Annotated in this window: 16 protein-coding genes; 5 read left to right on the top strand and 11 right to left on the bottom strand. The window is 64.2% G+C overall.

The features are described from left to right. Positions 1 to 43: 43 nt before the first annotated feature. From ACP2YO_RS45525 to ACP2YO_RS45515, 3 genes are all read left to right on the top strand, one after another. Positions 44 to 1210: an NADH:flavin oxidoreductase/NADH oxidase gene (locus ACP2YO_RS45525; protein ID WP_426437651.1), complete on the top strand. Its 1167-nt coding sequence runs from the start codon at positions 44 to 46 to the stop codon at positions 1208 to 1210. 23 nt (positions 1211 to 1233) lie between these two features. Then, entirely contained in the window at positions 1234 to 2163 is a 930-nt protein-coding gene (locus ACP2YO_RS45520; RefSeq protein WP_426437650.1) for a dihydrodipicolinate synthase family protein, read from the top strand. Between the two features lie 143 nt (positions 2164 to 2306). Beyond that, complete coding sequence (locus tag ACP2YO_RS45515; RefSeq protein ID WP_426437649.1) at positions 2307 to 3410, top strand: hypothetical protein; 1104 nt, start codon at positions 2307 to 2309, stop codon at positions 3408 to 3410. Positions 3411 to 3836: 426 nt separating this feature from the next. Here the strand turns inward: ACP2YO_RS45515 and ACP2YO_RS45510 are convergent, their stop codons facing one another. The 9 genes from ACP2YO_RS45510 to ACP2YO_RS45470 form a co-directional block, all read right to left on the bottom strand. Next, the gene (locus ACP2YO_RS45510; RefSeq protein ID WP_426437648.1) at positions 3837 to 5027 is read right to left on the bottom strand and encodes a DUF445 domain-containing protein; all 1191 of its coding nucleotides are present in this window, start codon (positions 5025 to 5027) and stop codon (positions 3837 to 3839) included. Between the two features lie 153 nt (positions 5028 to 5180). Continuing rightward, complete coding sequence (locus ACP2YO_RS45505; protein WP_426437647.1) at positions 5181 to 6032, bottom strand: EcsC family protein; 852 nt, start codon at positions 6030 to 6032, stop codon at positions 5181 to 5183. Continuing rightward, on the bottom strand, positions 6029 to 8146 hold the full coding sequence (locus tag ACP2YO_RS45500; protein WP_426437646.1) for a heavy metal translocating P-type ATPase: 2118 nt from the start codon (positions 8144 to 8146) through the stop codon (positions 6029 to 6031). The genes ACP2YO_RS45505 and ACP2YO_RS45500 overlap by 4 nt, the downstream gene beginning before the upstream one ends. A 25-nt stretch (positions 8147 to 8171) precedes the next feature. Beyond that, positions 8172 to 8735 carry an HMA2 domain-containing protein gene (locus ACP2YO_RS45495; protein WP_426437645.1) on the bottom strand — a complete coding sequence of 188 codons (564 nt, stop codon included), beginning with the start codon at positions 8733 to 8735 and terminating at the stop codon, positions 8172 to 8174. Between the two features lie 139 nt (positions 8736 to 8874). After that, on the bottom strand, positions 8875 to 9264 hold the full coding sequence (locus ACP2YO_RS45490) for a DUF5132 domain-containing protein (RefSeq protein WP_426437644.1): 390 nt from the start codon (positions 9262 to 9264) through the stop codon (positions 8875 to 8877). 266 nt (positions 9265 to 9530) lie between these two features. Further along, positions 9531 to 10700, bottom strand: a complete 1170-nt coding sequence (locus tag ACP2YO_RS45485; protein WP_426437643.1) for a cytochrome P450 — start codon at positions 10698 to 10700, stop codon at positions 9531 to 9533. 120 nt (positions 10701 to 10820) lie between these two features. After that, positions 10821 to 11618, bottom strand: coding sequence for a helix-turn-helix transcriptional regulator (locus ACP2YO_RS45480; RefSeq protein WP_426437642.1), 798 nt, complete (start codon positions 11616 to 11618; stop codon positions 10821 to 10823). A gap of 74 nt (positions 11619 to 11692) precedes the next feature. Next, entirely contained in the window at positions 11693 to 12055 is a 363-nt protein-coding gene (locus ACP2YO_RS45475; protein ID WP_426437641.1) for a nuclear transport factor 2 family protein, read from the bottom strand. A gap of 109 nt (positions 12056 to 12164) precedes the next feature. Then, positions 12165 to 13073, bottom strand: coding sequence for a LysR family transcriptional regulator (locus ACP2YO_RS45470; protein WP_426437640.1), 909 nt, complete (start codon positions 13071 to 13073; stop codon positions 12165 to 12167). Between the two features lie 106 nt (positions 13074 to 13179). Between ACP2YO_RS45470 and ACP2YO_RS45465 the strand changes: the two genes are divergently transcribed. Continuing rightward, complete coding sequence (locus ACP2YO_RS45465; RefSeq protein ID WP_426437639.1) at positions 13180 to 14247, top strand: Rieske 2Fe-2S domain-containing protein; 1068 nt, start codon at positions 13180 to 13182, stop codon at positions 14245 to 14247. 66 nt (positions 14248 to 14313) lie between these two features. On the opposite strand, the gene ACP2YO_RS45460 is transcribed toward ACP2YO_RS45465, so the two are convergent. Continuing rightward, positions 14314 to 14664 (bottom strand): RidA family protein, encoded by a 351-nt coding sequence (locus ACP2YO_RS45460; protein ID WP_426437638.1) that lies wholly within the window; start codon positions 14662 to 14664, stop codon positions 14314 to 14316. A gap of 171 nt (positions 14665 to 14835) precedes the next feature. Beyond that, positions 14836 to 16275, bottom strand: a complete 1440-nt coding sequence (locus ACP2YO_RS45455; protein WP_426437637.1) for a CDGSH iron-sulfur domain-containing protein — start codon at positions 16273 to 16275, stop codon at positions 14836 to 14838. A gap of 104 nt (positions 16276 to 16379) precedes the next feature. On the opposite strand from ACP2YO_RS45455, the gene ACP2YO_RS45450 reads away from it, so the two are divergent. Then, complete coding sequence (locus ACP2YO_RS45450; protein ID WP_426437636.1) at positions 16380 to 16733, top strand: winged helix-turn-helix transcriptional regulator; 354 nt, start codon at positions 16380 to 16382, stop codon at positions 16731 to 16733. Positions 16734 to 16894 lie beyond the last annotated feature (161 nt).

The raw sequence follows: 16894 nt of genomic DNA, 5'->3' as shown, positions 1-16894 counted from the left end.
TCCCGCCAGCACGCTCCCGCCAGCACACTCCCGCAAGGTCCCGATGTCGCAGCCGCTTCTGTTTCAGCCGATCACGCTTCGCGGCGTGACCTCCCGGAACCGCATCCTGATTTCGCCGATGTGCCAGTATTCGGCGATCGACGGCGTCGCCAATGACTGGCATCTCGTCCATCTCGGCAAATTCGCGCAAGGCGGCGCCGGGCTCGTGATGGTCGAGGCCGCGGCTGTTACGGCCGAAGGCCGCATCACCCATGGCGACGTCGGGATCTGGAACGACGAGCAGATCGCGCCGCTGGAGCGCATCGCCGCCTTCCTGAAGGACAATGGCGCCGTGCCGTCGATCCAGCTCGCCCATGCCGGCCGCAAGGCCAGCATGCAGCGGCCCTGGTACGGCAACGCCGTGATCGACGTGGCCGACCGCGGCCGCGGCGATCTGCCGTGGCGGACGGTGGCGCCGAGCGCGATCCCGATGGACGAGGGCTGGCTGATGCCGCACGCGCTAGAGATCGCCGAGCTCGCTGCGCTGAAGGAGCAATGGCGTCGCGCGACTTTGCGGGCGTTGGAGGCCGGTTTCGAGTTCGTCGAGGTGCACTGCGCGCATGGTTATCTGCTGCACGAATTCCTGTCGCCGCTGTCGAATCGCCGGACCGATGCCTATGGCGGCGATCGCGCCGGACGGATGCGCTATCCGCTCGAGATCATCGAGACCGTGCGCGCCGCCTGGCCCGCGGAGCGGCCGCTGTCGGTGCGCATCTCCTCGGTCGACGGCGTCGATGGCGGGTTACAGCTCGACGACCAGATCGCGTTTGCCCGCGAAGCCAGGGCGCGGGGCGTCGATTTGATCGACTGCTCCTCCGGTGGCCTGCTCGGCTCGGCGACTGCGGCGCGGATTCCGCGCGGCTACAGTTTCCAGGTGCCCTATGCCGACGAGATCCGCCGCTCCGCCGACATCGCCACCATTGCGGTCGGCCTGATCCTGCATCCGCAGCAGGCGGAAGACATTCTGGCTGATGGCCATGCCGATCTCGTCGCGATCGGCCGCGAGGCGCTGTTCGATCCGAACTGGCCGCTGCATGCCGAGCTTGCGCTTTCGGGCGGAAGCGGCGAGGTTTTCGCGGCTTGGCCGAAGCAGTATGGCTGGTGGCTGGAGCGGCGCGAGCCGGGCCTGCGCAGGCTCGAAGGGCCACCGCTGCCGTTCCGCAAGGTGTAACCGATCGCAAGCGAGGTTTTGGCATGGCAGCTCCGGCACAGCGTCCCTATCGCGGCGTCTTCCCCGTGGCGCCGACCATCTTCGACGCCAACGGCAATCTTGACCTCGACGGGCAGCGGCGCTGCGTTGATTTCATGATCGATGCCGGCTCGCACGGCATCTGCATCCTCGCCAATTTCTCCGAGCAGTTCGTGCTGACGGATGCCGAGCGCGACACCGTGATGCATGCGGTGCTGGAGCACGTTGCCGGCCGCATCCCGGTCATCGTCACGACGACGCATTTTTCGTCGGCGGTGTGCGCGGCGCGGAGCCGTCAGGCGGAAGCCGCCGGTGCCGCCATGGTCATGGTGATGCCGCCTTATCATGGCGCCACCTTCCGCGTGCCGGAGCCAGGCATCTACGAATTCTACCGCGTGGTGTCTGACGCCATCACCATTCCGATCATGATCCAGGATGCGCCGGTCGCGGGCACGCCGCTCCCAGTCGACTTGCTGGCGCGGATGGCGAATGAACTCGCCAATATCAGCTACTTCAAGATCGAGGTGCCGATGGCCGCGAGCAAGCTGCGCAGCCTGATCGAAAAGGGCGGCAGCGCGATCGAGGGTCCATGGGACGGCGAGGAGGCGATCACACTGATGGCCGATCTCGACGCCGGCGCCAGCGGCGCGATGACCGGCGGCGGCTATCCCGACGGCATCCGCCAGATCATGGATCCGTTCTTCGCCGACCGCCGCGACGAGGCGATGGCCGCCTATGCGCGCTGGCTGCCGCTGATCAATTACGAGAACCGCCAATGCGGGCTGCAGGCCTGCAAGGTGCTGATGCGCGAGGGCGGTGTCATCAAGTCGGACATGGTGCGCCATCCGTTGCAGCCGCTCCATCCGGCCACCCGCACCGGTCTCCTCGAGATTGCGCGCACGCTCGATCCGGTCGTGTTGCGCTGGGGGCGCTGACCGCGCGTTCGGGGATACGCAGCCCGCGACATTCACATAACTGTCAACAAGGGTATCTACCGTTCCCGTCCGGCAACGGCGGTGGGGGCGTTCCCGCACGTCAATTCGGTGTATTTCGCAGCGGACCGGTAGGCAGACGACGGATGATCGAAACCTTCCGGATTGGCTCGTTTGCGATGCGCTACAGCCACTTCGTTCCGCGGCTTTACAATTATTGCCGTTCGCTTGGCTTCGAGCGCGAGCGCATGATGCCGTCTCGGGCGTTCTGCTCGGATGAAAGCCAGGGCTATCCGGTCATGCTGCTGGTCCAGCATTTCGGAACCTTTCCGTTCGACCACGGGCGTGTCGGCGGCAAGGTCGCGATCAATCGCCATGGGCCCTATGCCCATCACGGCGAGGATTTGGTCATCATCCAGGCCAGCCATGTCGGCTACGATCCCGACGATGGCCGCTTTGGCGTCTACCAGCGCCACCGAACCGACGGTTGTGGATTCGGCGATTGCTGCGGAAAGCTTTGCAGCGTTCTTGGCTGGTATCAGGACGAATACGCCCATGCCTGCCGGCAGGTGCAGTGTGGCCGGCTCGCTGGCGAGCCGGTTGTCCAGATCGACAATCAGTATCTGGATGACAGCCGCAACGAGGGCATCTTTCTTGCGCTCGACCGCATCGTCGAGGCGCCGTCGCAGCCGCTCAGTGTGCTCAGCACGTCAAAAGTCTTTCGCGCCAGTCCGCTGCTGCGCGAACGCCTCGGTGAGGCCGGCTTCCGGGAGAAGCCTGCACCGATCGGAGCGGCGCTGTCCTCGGATCTGTTTCATTTCCGCCGCGCGCCGGCCGAGGGTCCCGAGGGCCACGACATCCTCGAAGCGGCGCTCGGCCCGGCCATGCCGGTGTTGGTGACGTCGGCCAATCCGGCGCTGGATGCCGCCCGCTTCGTCACCCAGGCCGAGTTCGACCGCACCTATCGCAGCATCCTGCGGGAGCCTGCGTTCCGGACCAAGAATGTCTTGTTTATTTCCGGCGTGAATATCGACGTGTCGCCCCGTGAGGGATTTCCGTTTCCGTTCACCAAATTCGTGCCATGGGCCGCCTATGCCAGCCTGCGCGACGGGCGCTCGTTGCTGCTGGAGCAGGAAGAGCTCGTCGAGACATTGCGCCGGATGCCGGGCGAAAATCCGGATTGCCTCTCGTTCGACGATACGATCGAACGGATGACCGCTGCGCCGGAAATCCAACTTCCCGTCGGCTGACGCAGCATGACAACGCTTCCCGCCCTGCGTGAACACGCTCCTCCCGAACCTCGTCTTGTGCGTCTGGGATTCGTGGACCGCGGCCTGAGCTTGGCCCGCCGCCACTTCATGCTCGGCTGTCTTGCCTTGGTCGTAAGCAAAGTGGACAACCTGCTCGGCAGGCTGGGACAGCTGCGGCTGCTTCGCATTCGCTTCCCCTGATCGGGGCGCGCTAGTCTAAAGCGACATGAGTTCTGGTCGAATCGGTTCGCGGCGGTTTCGGTTCACCTCTCCCACCGGGGAGAGGTCGGCGCGAAGCGCCGGGTGAGGGTTCTTGCTTTCTCGATAGACCGTCACCCCTCACCCGATTTGCTGCGCAAATCGACCTCTCCCAAGGGAGAGGTGAATGTTCGGCGCCGTTCCAGCTCGACCTTATCTCAATAGCCGCTAGAACCACTTCGATACCGAGAAGATCAGAAGGCCGACGAGGCCGCCCACCACGGTTCCGTTGATCCGGATGAATTGCAGGTCGCGCCCGACCTGCAATTCGATCCGCATGATCAGCGTCTCGGTGTCCCAGTTCTCGACCACTTTCCGGATGAAGGCCGCGATCTCCTGCCGTCGCGACGCCACGGCACGAAGTGCTGCGACACGAAGCCAGCGGTTGATCCGATCGCGAAGATCGACATCGTCGCCGATCCGCGCCGCGACCGAGGTCAGAGCCGTTTCGATCGCCTCGGCGAGGGTTGCCGACGTCACGGCGGAGTTCAACCGATCCTCGATCGCGCCCCACATCGCGTCGATCTGGCGGATCACGGCGGGATTGTCGAGCAGCTGCTGCTTCAGCTCCTCGCCGCGCGCGAGGAACTCGGGATCGGTCGCGAGCCGGTCGATCATGCGCTCGACCTCGGCCTTGAGCTCGATGCGCCACGGATGGTTCGGCTCGCGCATCTCCTCCAGGGTCTGGCTGATGCCGTTGATAATCCGGTCCGAGACCATGCCGTCAACCCATTTCGGCATGAAGCGATAGGACCGCTGGGAGATTTTCTTTCGGATCGTTTCCCGGTTGTTGGCGAGCGCCGAACTCGCCGCGACGATTAGCCTGTCGATTAGCGCCTGTGCGCCGCCATGCGCCCACAACAGCGACAGCAGGCGCGATGCGAGCGGTGCGGCCTGAAGCGCGGCGAGCCCCTCTCGCGTCCGGCGGGTCAGAAAGGCATTGACGTCGTCGGTCGGCGTGGCCTGCAGCGCCTGATGCAGCGTCGAAACCGCGCGCTGTGCCGCGCTGTGGGCATTCGACGGCCGCTCGATCCATTGCGCAGCCCATCCGGCGATGTCGACGTCCCGGATGCGGTCGCCGACCACGCGCGGCGACAGGAAATTGTTGGCGACGAAGCGGCCCAGCGCGATGGCGATGCGTTGCTTGCTCTGCGGGACGATCGCGGTGTGCGGAATTGGAATACCCAGCGGATGACGAAACAGGGCGACCACGGCGAACCAGTCGGCGCAGGCGCCGATCATCCCGGCCTCTGCGAAGGCGCGCGGATAGACCAGCCACGGCCATTGCTGCTGCAGCATCGAGGTCGCCACGAAGAGCACGAACATGAGCACGAGCAACGCCGTGGCAAGGGAGCGCATTCGGCGAAGATCGCGCAGCCTGGTGTCTTCACGCGGGAGCACGACGTCGCTGTCCACCGCTAGAGCATGATCCGGAAAAGTGGAATCCGCTGTTCCGAAAAGATCATGCCCAAACAAAAAGATGAGGTCATGATGCGATTCCTTGTAATCGCATCATGAGCTGGCAACTGATGTCATCGCGACGCCTCGCGTCATCGCAAGCCCGCTCGCAATCGTCGTATAGTGGTGTCGAACGTTGGCGCCGCCATGGATCCGCTCCAGCCTGCGCAAGGTGAAATGCGCCTTTGCGATTCGCTGGAAGTGATCCATGAAGATGACATTGATGGTCGCGCCGAACATGGCGCCGATGATCGGCACGGCACCGGCGGCGACCTTGTCCGAGACCACCAGGCCGAACCGGGAGACGATCTCGCCGACCAGATTGGATATCACGGGAGCGGAGGCATCCACGGCGCCGCGCTCCAGGATGAAGGCCGCTGCGTCGGTGGTGTATTTGCTGATCAGCGCCCGCGCAGCGTAATAGCCCACGTCGACGCTCTCGCCGGTCTTCTTTGTGCCGTAGGCGAAGACCTCCAGGCAGGCGAGCCTTGCCTCGAGCTTCGAAAGGTCCTCGCCCTCGTGCCGGGCGATCTCGGCAATCGCACGAAGCATCAGCGTCGTCGTCAGCGGCAGTTCGACCGCGAGCGCGCCGAAGCCGAACAGGCCGCTCACCCCTCCGGTCACCCCGGCAAGGAAGGACGAGAAGCCGACCGCGGGCGAGGGCGGTGGCTTTTCGTTCAGCGTATCGACGGCAACTTCGAGCCCTGTCATGACCGCCGAGCGCACCAGCCCGCTGAGCTGGCGGTTGGCGGCCTTCGGCAGCATGTTCAGGACACGATTGATCGGAACCCCGGCATAGTCGGCGATCTTGGCTGCCAGATTGGGGCGCTCGAGGGCCTTGACGGCAATTTGCAGCGCGGCGTGATCGCCTGGAGGGAGAAGAAGCTGGGTGACATCCTGACTCATTGATACCGCAGAATTGGCCGTATGCCATTCAGGCTCGCCAGGATTGCCGAGCCGTTGCTGATCAGGGCCGTCACCTCGGGCGTGATCAGGCCGCCAGGCAACGCCAGTCCGAGCGCCAGGGTATTGAGCGCCGCGACGATGGCGTAATTTTGCCTGATCAGGCTGACCGCACCTTGCGAGATCTCGACGGCCTTGACGAGTTTCCACAGCGAATCCTCCATCAGGATGACATCGGCGGATTCGTGCGTGACCTCGGCGCCGTGCTTCATCGCGATTCCGACGTCGGCGAAGCTCAGCGCGGGAGAATCGTTGATGCCGTCGCCGACCATGGCAACCCGGCGGCCTGCGCGCTGCAACTCCTGGATGATTTCGGCCTTGTCGGCCGGCAGCATGTCCGCGAAGTGCTCGGTCAGCCCCAGTCTGTTGCAGACGGCGCGTGCCACGACGGCATTGTCGCCGGTCAGCATGATGCTGTTCTTGACCCCCAGGGCGTGCAGGCGCTGGATCACGGCACGGCTCTCCGCACGGATCTCGTCGGAGTAGGGCACGAGGCCCGCGAGCTTGCCGTCCACCGCGATGTAGAGGCTCGAATAGCCGCGCTCGTCCAGCGCGGCGCGATCATGCACGGCGGCGTCGACCACGATCTCGCTCTGGCGCATGAAGCGCTGGTTGCCGACATGGACGTAATAGCCGTTGACCTGGCCCTCGACGCCGAGGCCGAGGCGGTAGTTCGTTTCGTTGCATGGCGGGATATTGACGGCCAGCTGCCGGGCCCGGTTGCGCAGCGCCTCGGCGACCGGGTGCTGCAGCTTGGTCTCCGCGGCGGCGGCAAGCCCGAGCAGATGATTCGGCGTGATGTTCCTTTGATACGAGATCACGTCGATGACCGCCGGCGTGCCATGGGTCAGGGTGCCGGTCTTGTCGAACACCATCGTATCGATCCCGGCGAGCTTCTCCATGTGGCCGCCGCTCTTGATGATCATGCCGCTCCGGGCGGCCTGTGTCATCGAGGACAGCACGGAGGTCGGCGCAGCGACGCGGATGCCGGTGCCGTAGTCGACGATCACGAGCGACAGGAAGCGGTTGAAGTCGCCGGAAACCATAGCTGTGCCGGTCGCCAGCGCCAGCGTCGGCGTCACCAGCCGGTCCGCGAAGCGCTCGGCATGGTTCTGCATCCGGGTGTCGCCGATCGGCGCTGACTCGATCAGATGCACGATCTGGCCGGCGGTGGTGGCCGATCCGACGCGGAGTGCAAGCAGCGTGATCTGGCCTTCGCGGATGACAGTGGCGGCGAAGGCGGCTTCGCCCTTGCCGCGATGCACCGGCAGACCTTCACCGGTGATGGTCTTCTGGTCGATGGTGGCGGAGCCTTCGAGAATCTCGCCGTCGACCGGGATCATTTCACCCGGATACACCACGACGATATCGCCATTCTGCAGCTCGATCGCGGGAATCGACACGACGTCACCATCGCGGAGCACCCAGGCCGTCTTGGTCTGGAATTCCAGCAACTCGTTGATGGCCCGTCGCGAACCCGCCGCCGTGAGGTCGCGGATCCAGTCGCCGAGCTTGATCAGCCAAGTGACAATGCAGCCGGCCAGCGGGTTGCCCTGGAGCATCGAAGCGCTGATCGCGAGCGTATCCAGCACGTCGATGTTCAGCCGGCTTTCGTTTGCCCACACCTTCCAGGCCCGCTTGGCGATCGGGATCGCGTTCCAGAGCATCAGCGGCATGTTGATCGCCATGATCACCGGATTGGCGCTGAATGCCATGAACAGAGACAGCGTCGGCAGCGCCAGTGGCGATCGCTTCGAGACCTCCGGCACGCCGGCGCGTGGCGCAGCCGCGTCCTGCGCGGTACGACTGCTCAGTGCCTTGAGTTCGGCCAAGCTCATGTTCTTGAAGTGACCGAGCAGCAGGAGGAGCCGCTGCTCCTGCGCCGGATCGTATTCCAGCACGAGGCTCGCGCAGTCGTAATTGATCCGCACGCTCCTGACGCCGTTCTGCGCCTTCAGCCACGCCAGGCAGGCCTCGCCCAACCGGCGGTTATGTCCGAGCGCGGGGATGCTCAGGCGAAGGCGGCCTGGCATCGAATGACGGAAGCAGAAGTCCATGAGGTTGCACTCTCGCCGGTCGCGGTCAGGCCGTCGCGCGCGCCAGTTCCGCTTCCGCTTTTTCCGCCTGGGCCATGTTCGCCTGGATCATGTGGTTGAGCGCAAAGACCGCCAGCGTGACCCACACCGGAGTCGCCGCGCTGGCACCGACCTCGAAGATCGTGAATCCAGCGATACCGGTGGCGAGCACGATCTTCAGATCGACCACGTTTCCGGTGGCGACCTTGATCCCGTCGTCGAAGCTCTTGAAGAAATCGACGATGACCCTGGCCGTGTGCGAATGCTCGGCGAGATACTCCGCTTCCTGCTCGATCTTGCTCGCCAACGCGTCGATTTCGTCGGCCGGCGGCTTGTGGTGGCCGCCGGTGTGGTGTTCCAGCCGGTCATGAAATTCGTCGTGCCGGTCGGTGTCGTAATGGAGCACCACACTTCCGGTCGCGGGATTGACCGTGACCTGCTCGACGCCGGGAATGACCTTGAACGTTTCCTTGATCTGTTCGAGAAGCTCGGGGTTTTCCTTGGCTGACGGTATCTTCATGCGAATCCGGCCGGGCACCTGATGCGCAATCTGCAACTTCATCTTGGTCATCGTAGTCCTCTGGCAACTCGATAGCCGGCGTGCGGGAAGCGAATGCTGCCGTCGTCAAGCGCAATTGCTTGCAGCGCCGCCGTCCACGTCGCAGAGACAGCCGTTCCGGCCGTCTCGCCTGGGCCCGGTCCGGTGCGGTTCAGGCCGCGTGCGGAGCCCGGCCTTCCGCAGCCTTGGCGTCCTGCGCGCCTTCGGCCTTCACTTCCGCGACGATATCGTTGACCTGCTCATGCGCCTCGGCAAACATCTCGCGCGACTTCTGCGCGAACTTGTAGGTGCCGCGAACGGTGGATTTGAAGAGCGGGTTGAGTGCCCCGGCGAGCTTGGGCAGGTATTTCGGCGCCGCGACCGCGGCAACGCCGAGTGCAAGTCCGGGAAGCAGGGCAGCTTCGAACACCGCAGCACCCACGGCCACCACCGCGACAACCGCCACCGTCTTGCTCAGCCCGTTGCCTTCCTCGGCATGCTCATCGGCCACCTCATCGTGATGGTCGGCATTCTGGGCGCTACCATTATGGTTCGGGTTCATCGCTAATCCCTTATGACGGCACAAATTTACTGTACTTCCACCAATAACGGCGGATTGAAATGGATTCATGACAGTTCGATGACAGCTGTCCGAGCGGCCGTCGGCGCGGCGTGGTTCGACGCATAAGCAAGTATTCTCTACGCATTTCGTAGCGTATCTTTGTATTTCGGCGTTTCTATATTTGTATATTCTTTTGGTGCCGACGGCCTGTTCTGGGCGTCGGCTGGCTGTGACGGGCCGATCCTGGGAGCTACCGATCCCAAAACCTACCGATCCCAGGTCACCGGCAGGTCCAACAATCCCCGGAAGGCCCAGCCACCGATCCGCGCTGGCCGATCCGCAATCAGCCGTAAGTTCTTCAGCCGCTTGAAGATCGCGGGCAGCGCGACGTCAGCAACCATGGCGCGGGAGGCCCAGGCGCCGGCGCAGAAATGCGGACCGGCGCCGAACGCGATGCTCTTGCTGGCGTCGCGGCGCACGTCGAAGGTGTCGGGCTTGGCGAAATGCTTCTCGTCGCGGTTGGCCGAGCCAAACATCAGGAACGCGCGCTCGTTGGTTTCGAAGGCGATGTCACGGATGGTCCAGGGCTTTGCGATCCGCCGCGGCGACATGCCGATCGGCGAGATCCAGCGGGCATATTCCTCGAACGTCTGCAACCACGGGATCGCGCCGCTGGTCGCCAGCGTGAGCTGGTCCGGATGGGTCAGGAGCGCCCATATCGTGCCCGCGATGGCGTCGCGCGGCTCGTTCTGGCCGCCCGAGATCGCAAGCTTGATGTTGGCGCGCACGCTGTCCATCGGCATGCCGGACTGCAGCATCACGCCGAGCAGGCTGAGGTCGGGCGCCTTGCTCAGCACCGGGACCACGTCGTCGATCGCGGCATCGATGCCTGAGGTCGCGGCGCGGCAGCGCGCTTCGATCGCGGGATCGGCGGTATAATTGGCGATGCCGTCGATCATGCCCTGTGACCACGCGTTCATGTCCTGGAAACGCATGTTGGTGAGGCCGGTGATCGACTTCAGGCATTCTGCCGAGAACGGCAGCGCGAAAGCCTGCACGAAATCGACCACGCCATCCGGCTTCAGCTCGTCGATGATCCGCATCGCATGCGTTTCAAACTGCGCGGTCCAGTGCGATCTCACGGTCTTGGGTGAAACCGCCGGAAAGATCGCCTTGCGCTCGTTCATGTGCGCATCGCCGTCCTTGCGCATCATGTTTTGGCCCATCAGCCTGTTCATCAACCCTTCGGGCTGGTGCGACGAGAACACATCGATCTGCTTCTCCGAGACGAAGATGTCGTCGCGGCTGCATAGCAAGGTGCTGCCAAGCTGCGGGACGAAGGCGATCGGTGCCTCCTTCCGCATGCGCGCAAGCGCCGGGTAGGGGTCATGCCAGAACGCTGACACGTCGATATCGAAATGTGGCGCAGTGCTCACGGCTGGGCTCTCTTGTCCTGCTGCAGGATAAGCGAGCCAGCCGCCACTGTCTGTCCCCACGGTTGGGGACAGCGGCTTGGGATAGTGGTTCGAGGCAGCCTTGGTCGGAGGCAGTTTTGGTCAGTTCAGCTGCGGCGCCGAGGCCACCAGGCGCAGTGCGATCGCGAACAGCTCGTTCTGCGAGGAGATGCCGAGCTTGTCATAGGCGCGCTTGCGATAGGTGAGGGCGGAGTGCAGGCCAATGCCGAGCTCAGCCGCGATCGCCTCCGAACTGAGGCCGGAGAGGATGCGCAGGCAGACCTCCTTCTCGCGCCGGGTCAATTTGGCGAATGTCTCGGCGGTCGCGAACAGGGTTTTCAGCCGGCCCATCGGATCGGCGTCCGGCACGGCGTCGCGCTGGAAGTGGCGCGCCACCGCGGCGCTCACCGCCGGCGCCACCGCGGTCAGGCGCTGGATTTGGTCGCGGGTAAAGCGACCCTGTTTGGTGATGCGGTAGAAGTTGACATAGAAGCAGGTGTCGTCGACCCAGATCGCGGACGCGAATTTGTCGACGATATCGGAATCGTCGAAGAACATCTTGCGATAGCTGTCATTGTACATGCGGCGGGCAAAGGCCGGCAGCACGATCGGCACCGGTAGCGCCTGCCCCTCGAACACGGCGTCGCGGTTCGGGTCGGCGCGGTGGAAATGCTCGGAATAAGCGATCCCGAGGTCGCGCCCGGTCGGGATGTTGCCGACGTCGAGCAGGCACGCGGCGGAGCGCGGGCCTGCGAACGAGAACACCATGCAGTGGCCGACATCGGCGACGCGGCGCAGTCCGCCGATCAGCGCCTGCGGAAAGCCGTCACGGCCGATTGCCAGCAGCGCCGGCGTGATGTCGCTGATAACAGACCTCGTGAAGGCGAAATCGGCCTTCATGGATGTCCTCCCGATTTGTTTCGGCAAGACTATCAGCGACATCGCCGGTGTGGAAGCCGCGGCAGAGCCGAAGCTCAGGCCCCCGGCACCTGGTCCAGAAAGCCCGTGATGCTCCTGATCCGGCCGTCCTTCAGCACGGCGAAGTCGGTGCCCTTGATCGGGCTGTCGACGTCATCAGGGCCGAGCCCCCAGGAGAAGCGGACATGATCGCCGTAACCGTTGGGTTCGCCGATCAGCGTGAACCGGAAGTCGGGAAACTTCTGCTGCACGCCCGCGATCAGCGCATCGACGCCCTCATGGCCGTCGCCGCTCATCAGCGGGTCGAGATAGCGTGCGTCCGCGGTCCAGTTTTCGCTCAGCAACTCGCGGCGGCGGCTCGGTGTCCGTTCGTTCCAGAGGTCGATATAGCGGCGGGCAATGGTGGCATGGTCGGTCATTCTGCTCTCCTTCGATGGCGCCGGACTGTTCGGCTGTCGGCACTATCGAAGCTTCGCGTGCACCGATCGATTACCTCGGAGGTCATCGCGCTTGCTCCCGTGATGCATGCTACGGCTTGATATAGGCCTCGGGATCACCGCGCGCGTGAGCCTCCATCGCGTCGAGGAAGCAGCGCGCCTTGGCCGGGACGAATTGCCGCGCCGGCAGCAGCGCATGCACATTCAAGGGTTCGCAGGCATGGTCCGGCAACAGCCGCCGCAACTGACCGGCCGCGACCGCGGCGCGGGTGTAACTCGCGGTGACCCGCAGCACGCCGTGGCCCGCGAGCGCCGCCTGCAGGCGGACATGCGCATTTGAACTGGTTAGGCGCGCCTTGTCGACCGCGAGATGCTCGATCGCGCCGCCAGGCGCGGTGATCGCCCATGGCGGGTCGCTCGGGCCGGTGAGCAGCGGCAACATCTTCAGCTCCTCCAGCGTGCGAGGTTCGCCGTATCTCTCCAGCAGCGCCGGAGCGGCGAACAGGCCGCGCTCAAGGCTGAATACGCGGCGGATCACGATGCCGGCGGACGGCAGCGGCGCTTCCAGCATCGCGAACACGATGTCGTAGTTCTCAGTGATCGGATTGACAATGTCATGCTCGACATCGATCCGGATCGCGAGCTCCGGATAGCGGCTCATCACATCGCAGGCGACCGGACCGGCGTGATGCGCACCGAATTCGTAGGGCGCCTTGATGCGCAGCGTGCCGGCGACGGCGCTGCTCATCGCCAGCGCCTCGCTGTGGGTATCATGCAGCGCCGTGAACAGCGGGCGCACCTTGCGATAGATGGTTTCGCCGGAATCAGTCAGCCGCAGGTGCCGGGTGGTGCGCTCGATCAGACGCAGCCCGAGATTGGCTTCCAGTCGTTGCACCGCAGCACTGAGGCTCGATTTGGGATGCCCAAGCACGCGCGCGGCGGCCGTGAAGCCGCCATGCTCGACAACCTCGCAAAACAGCTCCCAGTCGCGCCACTCCATGGCCGATTGTCCATGCAGCGGTACAGTGTGTCCAGCCAAATCGGATTATCGGATAGACCGCGATCACCTAACGTCGCTGTAACGAACATTGCATCGGGAGGGTGAGATGGCTGATGACGACGGAATTTTCCTGCGCAACGCCTGGTACGTCGCGGCGTGGAATCACGAACTGATCGACGGCAAGAAGCTGGCGCGCACCATCCTGGAGCGGCCGATCGTGTTTTATCGCGGCTCGAGCGGACAGGTCGTCGCGCTCGACGACCGTTGCTGCCATCGCGCGGCGCCGTTGTCGATGGGGCGCGTCGAGGGTGACGACATCAGGTGCATGTATCACGGCATGAAGTTCGCGGCTGACGGCAAATGCATCCAGATTCCCGGCCAGGACGTCATTCCCGCCAAGCTCGGCGTGCGCAGCTATCCCGTGGTCGAGCGCTATAACATGATCTTCATCTGGACCGGCGATCCCGAGAAAGCCGATCCGAAGCTGGTCCTCGACTATCCGCCGCTTGCCGATCCCAAATGGCGGGGGTTGCCGGGCTACATGCACTACAAGGCCAATTGGCTGTTGATCGTCGACAACCTCAGCGACTTCGCCCATCTCGCCTTCGTGCATACCAACACGCTCGGCGGCTCCGAGGAATACGCCTACAAGACCAAGCCGGTCGCGATCGAGAAGCTGGACGACGGTTTTCGCGTCGAGCGCTGGCATATGGGCGCCGAAGCACCGCCCTACCACAAGAAGGTGATCCCGAACAAAGCCGACCAGGTCGACCGCTGCAACATCGGCCGCATGATCGTTCCCGGCATCTTCACGCTCGACACGACGTTCGCCCCCGCAGGCGCAGGGGCGGAGAAAGGCGTTCAGGTCCCGGGCATGCGGCGATACCGCAACGCCCAGTTCATGACGCCGGAGACGCGCTCGACCACCCATTTCTTCTGGAATTATCTGCACGACTTCGACGTCGATAACCCGAACATCGCGCTGTCGCTGCGGCATTCCCTCGAGGAGGCCTTCAACGAGGACAAGGACTTCATCGAGGCGCAACAGAAGGTGCTCGACGCCGATCCGAACTACCAGCTGTTGGCAATCGGCGCCGATGCGCCATTGACCTATTTCCGCTGGCTGTTTGCGCGGAAGGTCGAGGCGGAGAGAAACGCCGCGCGCGCGGCCTGACTCTTGACAAGAGAATGGCGCGGCAGCGGTCGGCTGCGGCGCCATTCAAAGAAGTCGATCGTCGCCTTACTTCGCCGCGACCACCATGATCTCGACGTTGTATTGCGGGGCCGCCAGCTTGGCCTCGACGGTGGCGCGTGCCGGCGTGTTGCCGGGCGAGACCCAGGCGTCCCACGCCGCGTTCATCTCGGGGAACGTCTTCATGTCGGTGATGTAGATCGTCGCGCTGAGGAGCTTCGACTTGTCGGTGCCGGCCTTCGCCAGATGGCCGTCGATGATCGACAGGATGTCCTTGGTCTGATCGGTGACGCTGCCGCCGGCGGTCTTGCCGGCGACGACGCCAGCGAGATAAACGGTATTGCCGTGCACGACGGCCTGGCTCATGCGCGGGCCGGTCTCAAAACGCTGAATGCTCATTTGGGTCTCCACTTGAAGGGCGCGCACTCTCTACCGCGTCAGGACGGCCGCCACCACTGCGCAATTTGCAAGCCGCTTCACGGAAATCGCTTGAAGAACGCCCAGATGGTCTCGACGCCGTCGATATCGTGGCCATCGCGCCGACGCCGCAGATTCAATCACTTCTAGGCTTCACGCACCGTGTTGGCCGGCCCAGCGCTCGAACAGCGCAATGCGCTCGGCCGGCCAGGCGCCGTCGCAGGGCATGGACCCGGCCCGCAGCCGCGTCAGGATCGCCTGACGATGCGTCGTCACGTCCGCTTCCTTCCAGAGGTCGAACGCGAACAGCATCGAGTTGCGGTCCATCGGCCGGAACAGCGGTTGGATATGGCGTTCGAACTGTACCGCCTCATCGGGACCGGGCAATGCGGGGCTGAGATCACCCGCCGTCTGCGCATCGTCCGGCATGGCCGATGGCCGCGCGCCGGGTGTCGCGTTGCAGACCCACCACCAGCGCGGCACCGGCATGTTCGGCGGCGGCTTGGCGTCGGCACCGGAATTCTCCATCGCGATCCGCGAGCCCCATTCGATATAGGCGACGAAGGCGGCGCGGAATTCGGGATCGGACGGCAGCCCGGCATCGTCGGCACTCTGCACCATGTAGGTCGCCCACAGCGCGCGCTGCACCGGCTGGATCTCTTTGCCGATATGCTGCGAGACCATCCGCCGATAGCCGCCATACCGCTCCGTATAGAAGCGCGGGCCGCCGAACACTTCGCTGAGCCACGCCGCGACCCGTTCCGGATGATCCGGCGACATCCCGGCGAACAGCGGTCCGAGCAGCGGGTCCTCCGGCACGTAGCGGCTGTAGAAGATGCGCGTCATGTCGAGCAGCGCCGGATAGCCGCCGGCCCATTCGAACAGCGTAGGCTCGCGCAACGGATCGGGCATAGGATCGTGAAACGCCACGTTCCAATGCATGCCGCTGCAGAACGGCTTGTTCAGCGACGCGCCGCAGCGGCACAGGCTGACATGCTCCTGCGACGCGCCGGCATTCTGCGCGATGGCGACACCGTCCTCATCGACCAGCTCGACATGGCCGGCGATGCGGTAGGGGCCGTCCTTGGACACTTCGATCTGCGGCGGCCGGCTGATGTCAGACAGGTTGGCGTCACGCTTGGGCCCAATGCCGATGCCGAGCGCGCCCGACGGACATCTGCGCACCGCGTTGACGAGGTCGTCGAGCCGCGCGCCGCTTGGCGAGACGAACGGCTCCTCGCCGAGATGAAACACCGATTGGAGGCGATCGGTGCAGAAACCGGAATGCGCGCAGGTGCCGCGATTGTCGAACACGAACGCCTGCTGTCCCGCATAGACGTCGAGCTTGTCGGGCACTCGCCTCGGGTCCTTGGCATCGGTGAAGCCGCGCCTGATATGGCTGTCGTCGCAGAACGGCTTGGTCTGCGATTGCCCGCAGCGACAAAGTCTAACCGGCACATCCGCTGCGATCGGCACGCCGAGATGATCGACGATCGGAATGCCAGGATCAGGTTGGTAGGGCCCGTTGCTGATAACGACGATGCGTGGGCGCGTCGTGTCGCGGCCGCCTGCGGCGGAACTGTCCTCTGTCATGCCTTGCAATGGTCCTGCTGTGCTCCCAACCCGCGCAAAGCGTGCTTAGATGGATCGATGGCGGCCCTCAACGAACCAGATGGAAAGTGCCGCAGGAGAGCGGGATGATGCGCAAGACCAAGCGCAAATATGGCTGCCCGGTCGAATTCTCGATTGATCAGCTCAGTGGCAAATGGAAGACGGTGATCCTGAGCCGGCTGAAGATCCGCCCGATGCGCTATGGCGAGTTACGCCACGACATCCCGCAGCTCAGCGACAAGATCCTGACCGAGCGCCTGCGCGATCTCTGCAATTCGGGCTTTGTCAGGCACGAGCGCGCCGGCAGTAACTCGCGCTATAGCCTGACCAGGCGCGGCGAGATGCTGAAGCCGATGCTGCAGGCGCTGTACGATTGGGGCGAGGCCAACGCCGAGCCGTTCGGCGTCCGCTTCCTCGGCGCGGAGGCGGATGAGAGATGAGGGCGCAGGGGTGCGTTGCCAAAATATCGAAAACAACCCCATGCAAAGTAGCCGACGGCGGCGGCCGGCGTTCGGCCATGCAACTTGACACGTCGGGCAAATCAACGATATTATTCGAATATTCCGAAATCGCGCTGGCGCGCCCTCATTCATAATCGGCG

Origin of the sequence: Bradyrhizobium genosp. P, from assembly GCF_049949265.1 — a bacterium.
Lineage (GTDB): Bacteria > Pseudomonadota > Alphaproteobacteria > Rhizobiales > Xanthobacteraceae > Bradyrhizobium.
The sequence above is the reverse complement of the archived record's forward strand: the minus strand, read 5'-3'. Positions and strand labels throughout refer to the sequence as shown.

What these genes read in the sequence shown, in the direction of transcription:
- ACP2YO_RS45525 (WP_426437651.1), top strand. Translation starts at nt 44, where the DNA reads ATGTCGCAGCCGCTTCTGTTTCAGCCGATCACGCTTCGCGGCGTGACC.
- ACP2YO_RS45520 (WP_426437650.1), top strand. Translation starts at nt 1,234, where the DNA reads ATGGCAGCTCCGGCACAGCGTCCCTATCGCGGCGTCTTCCCCGTGGCG.
- ACP2YO_RS45515 (WP_426437649.1), top strand. Translation starts at nt 2,307, where the DNA reads ATGATCGAAACCTTCCGGATTGGCTCGTTTGCGATGCGCTACAGCCAC.
- ACP2YO_RS45510 (WP_426437648.1), bottom strand. Translation starts at nt 5,027, where the DNA reads ATGCGCTCCCTTGCCACGGCGTTGCTCGTGCTCATGTTCGTGCTCTTC.
- ACP2YO_RS45505 (WP_426437647.1), bottom strand. Translation starts at nt 6,032, where the DNA reads ATGAGTCAGGATGTCACCCAGCTTCTTCTCCCTCCAGGCGATCACGCC.
- ACP2YO_RS45500 (WP_426437646.1), bottom strand. Translation starts at nt 8,146, where the DNA reads ATGGACTTCTGCTTCCGTCATTCGATGCCAGGCCGCCTTCGCCTGAGC.
- ACP2YO_RS45495 (WP_426437645.1), bottom strand. Translation starts at nt 8,735, where the DNA reads ATGACCAAGATGAAGTTGCAGATTGCGCATCAGGTGCCCGGCCGGATT.
- ACP2YO_RS45490 (WP_426437644.1), bottom strand. Translation starts at nt 9,264, where the DNA reads ATGAACCCGAACCATAATGGTAGCGCCCAGAATGCCGACCATCACGAT.
- ACP2YO_RS45480 (WP_426437642.1), bottom strand. Translation starts at nt 11,618, where the DNA reads ATGAAGGCCGATTTCGCCTTCACGAGGTCTGTTATCAGCGACATCACG.
- ACP2YO_RS45475 (WP_426437641.1), bottom strand. Translation starts at nt 12,055, where the DNA reads ATGACCGACCATGCCACCATTGCCCGCCGCTATATCGACCTCTGGAAC.
- ACP2YO_RS45470 (WP_426437640.1), bottom strand. Translation starts at nt 13,073, where the DNA reads ATGGAGTGGCGCGACTGGGAGCTGTTTTGCGAGGTTGTCGAGCATGGC.
- ACP2YO_RS45465 (WP_426437639.1), top strand. Translation starts at nt 13,180, where the DNA reads ATGGCTGATGACGACGGAATTTTCCTGCGCAACGCCTGGTACGTCGCG.
- ACP2YO_RS45460 (WP_426437638.1), bottom strand. Translation starts at nt 14,664, where the DNA reads ATGAGCATTCAGCGTTTTGAGACCGGCCCGCGCATGAGCCAGGCCGTC.
- ACP2YO_RS45455 (WP_426437637.1), bottom strand. Translation starts at nt 16,275, where the DNA reads ATGACAGAGGACAGTTCCGCCGCAGGCGGCCGCGACACGACGCGCCCA.
- ACP2YO_RS45450 (WP_426437636.1), top strand. Translation starts at nt 16,380, where the DNA reads ATGATGCGCAAGACCAAGCGCAAATATGGCTGCCCGGTCGAATTCTCG.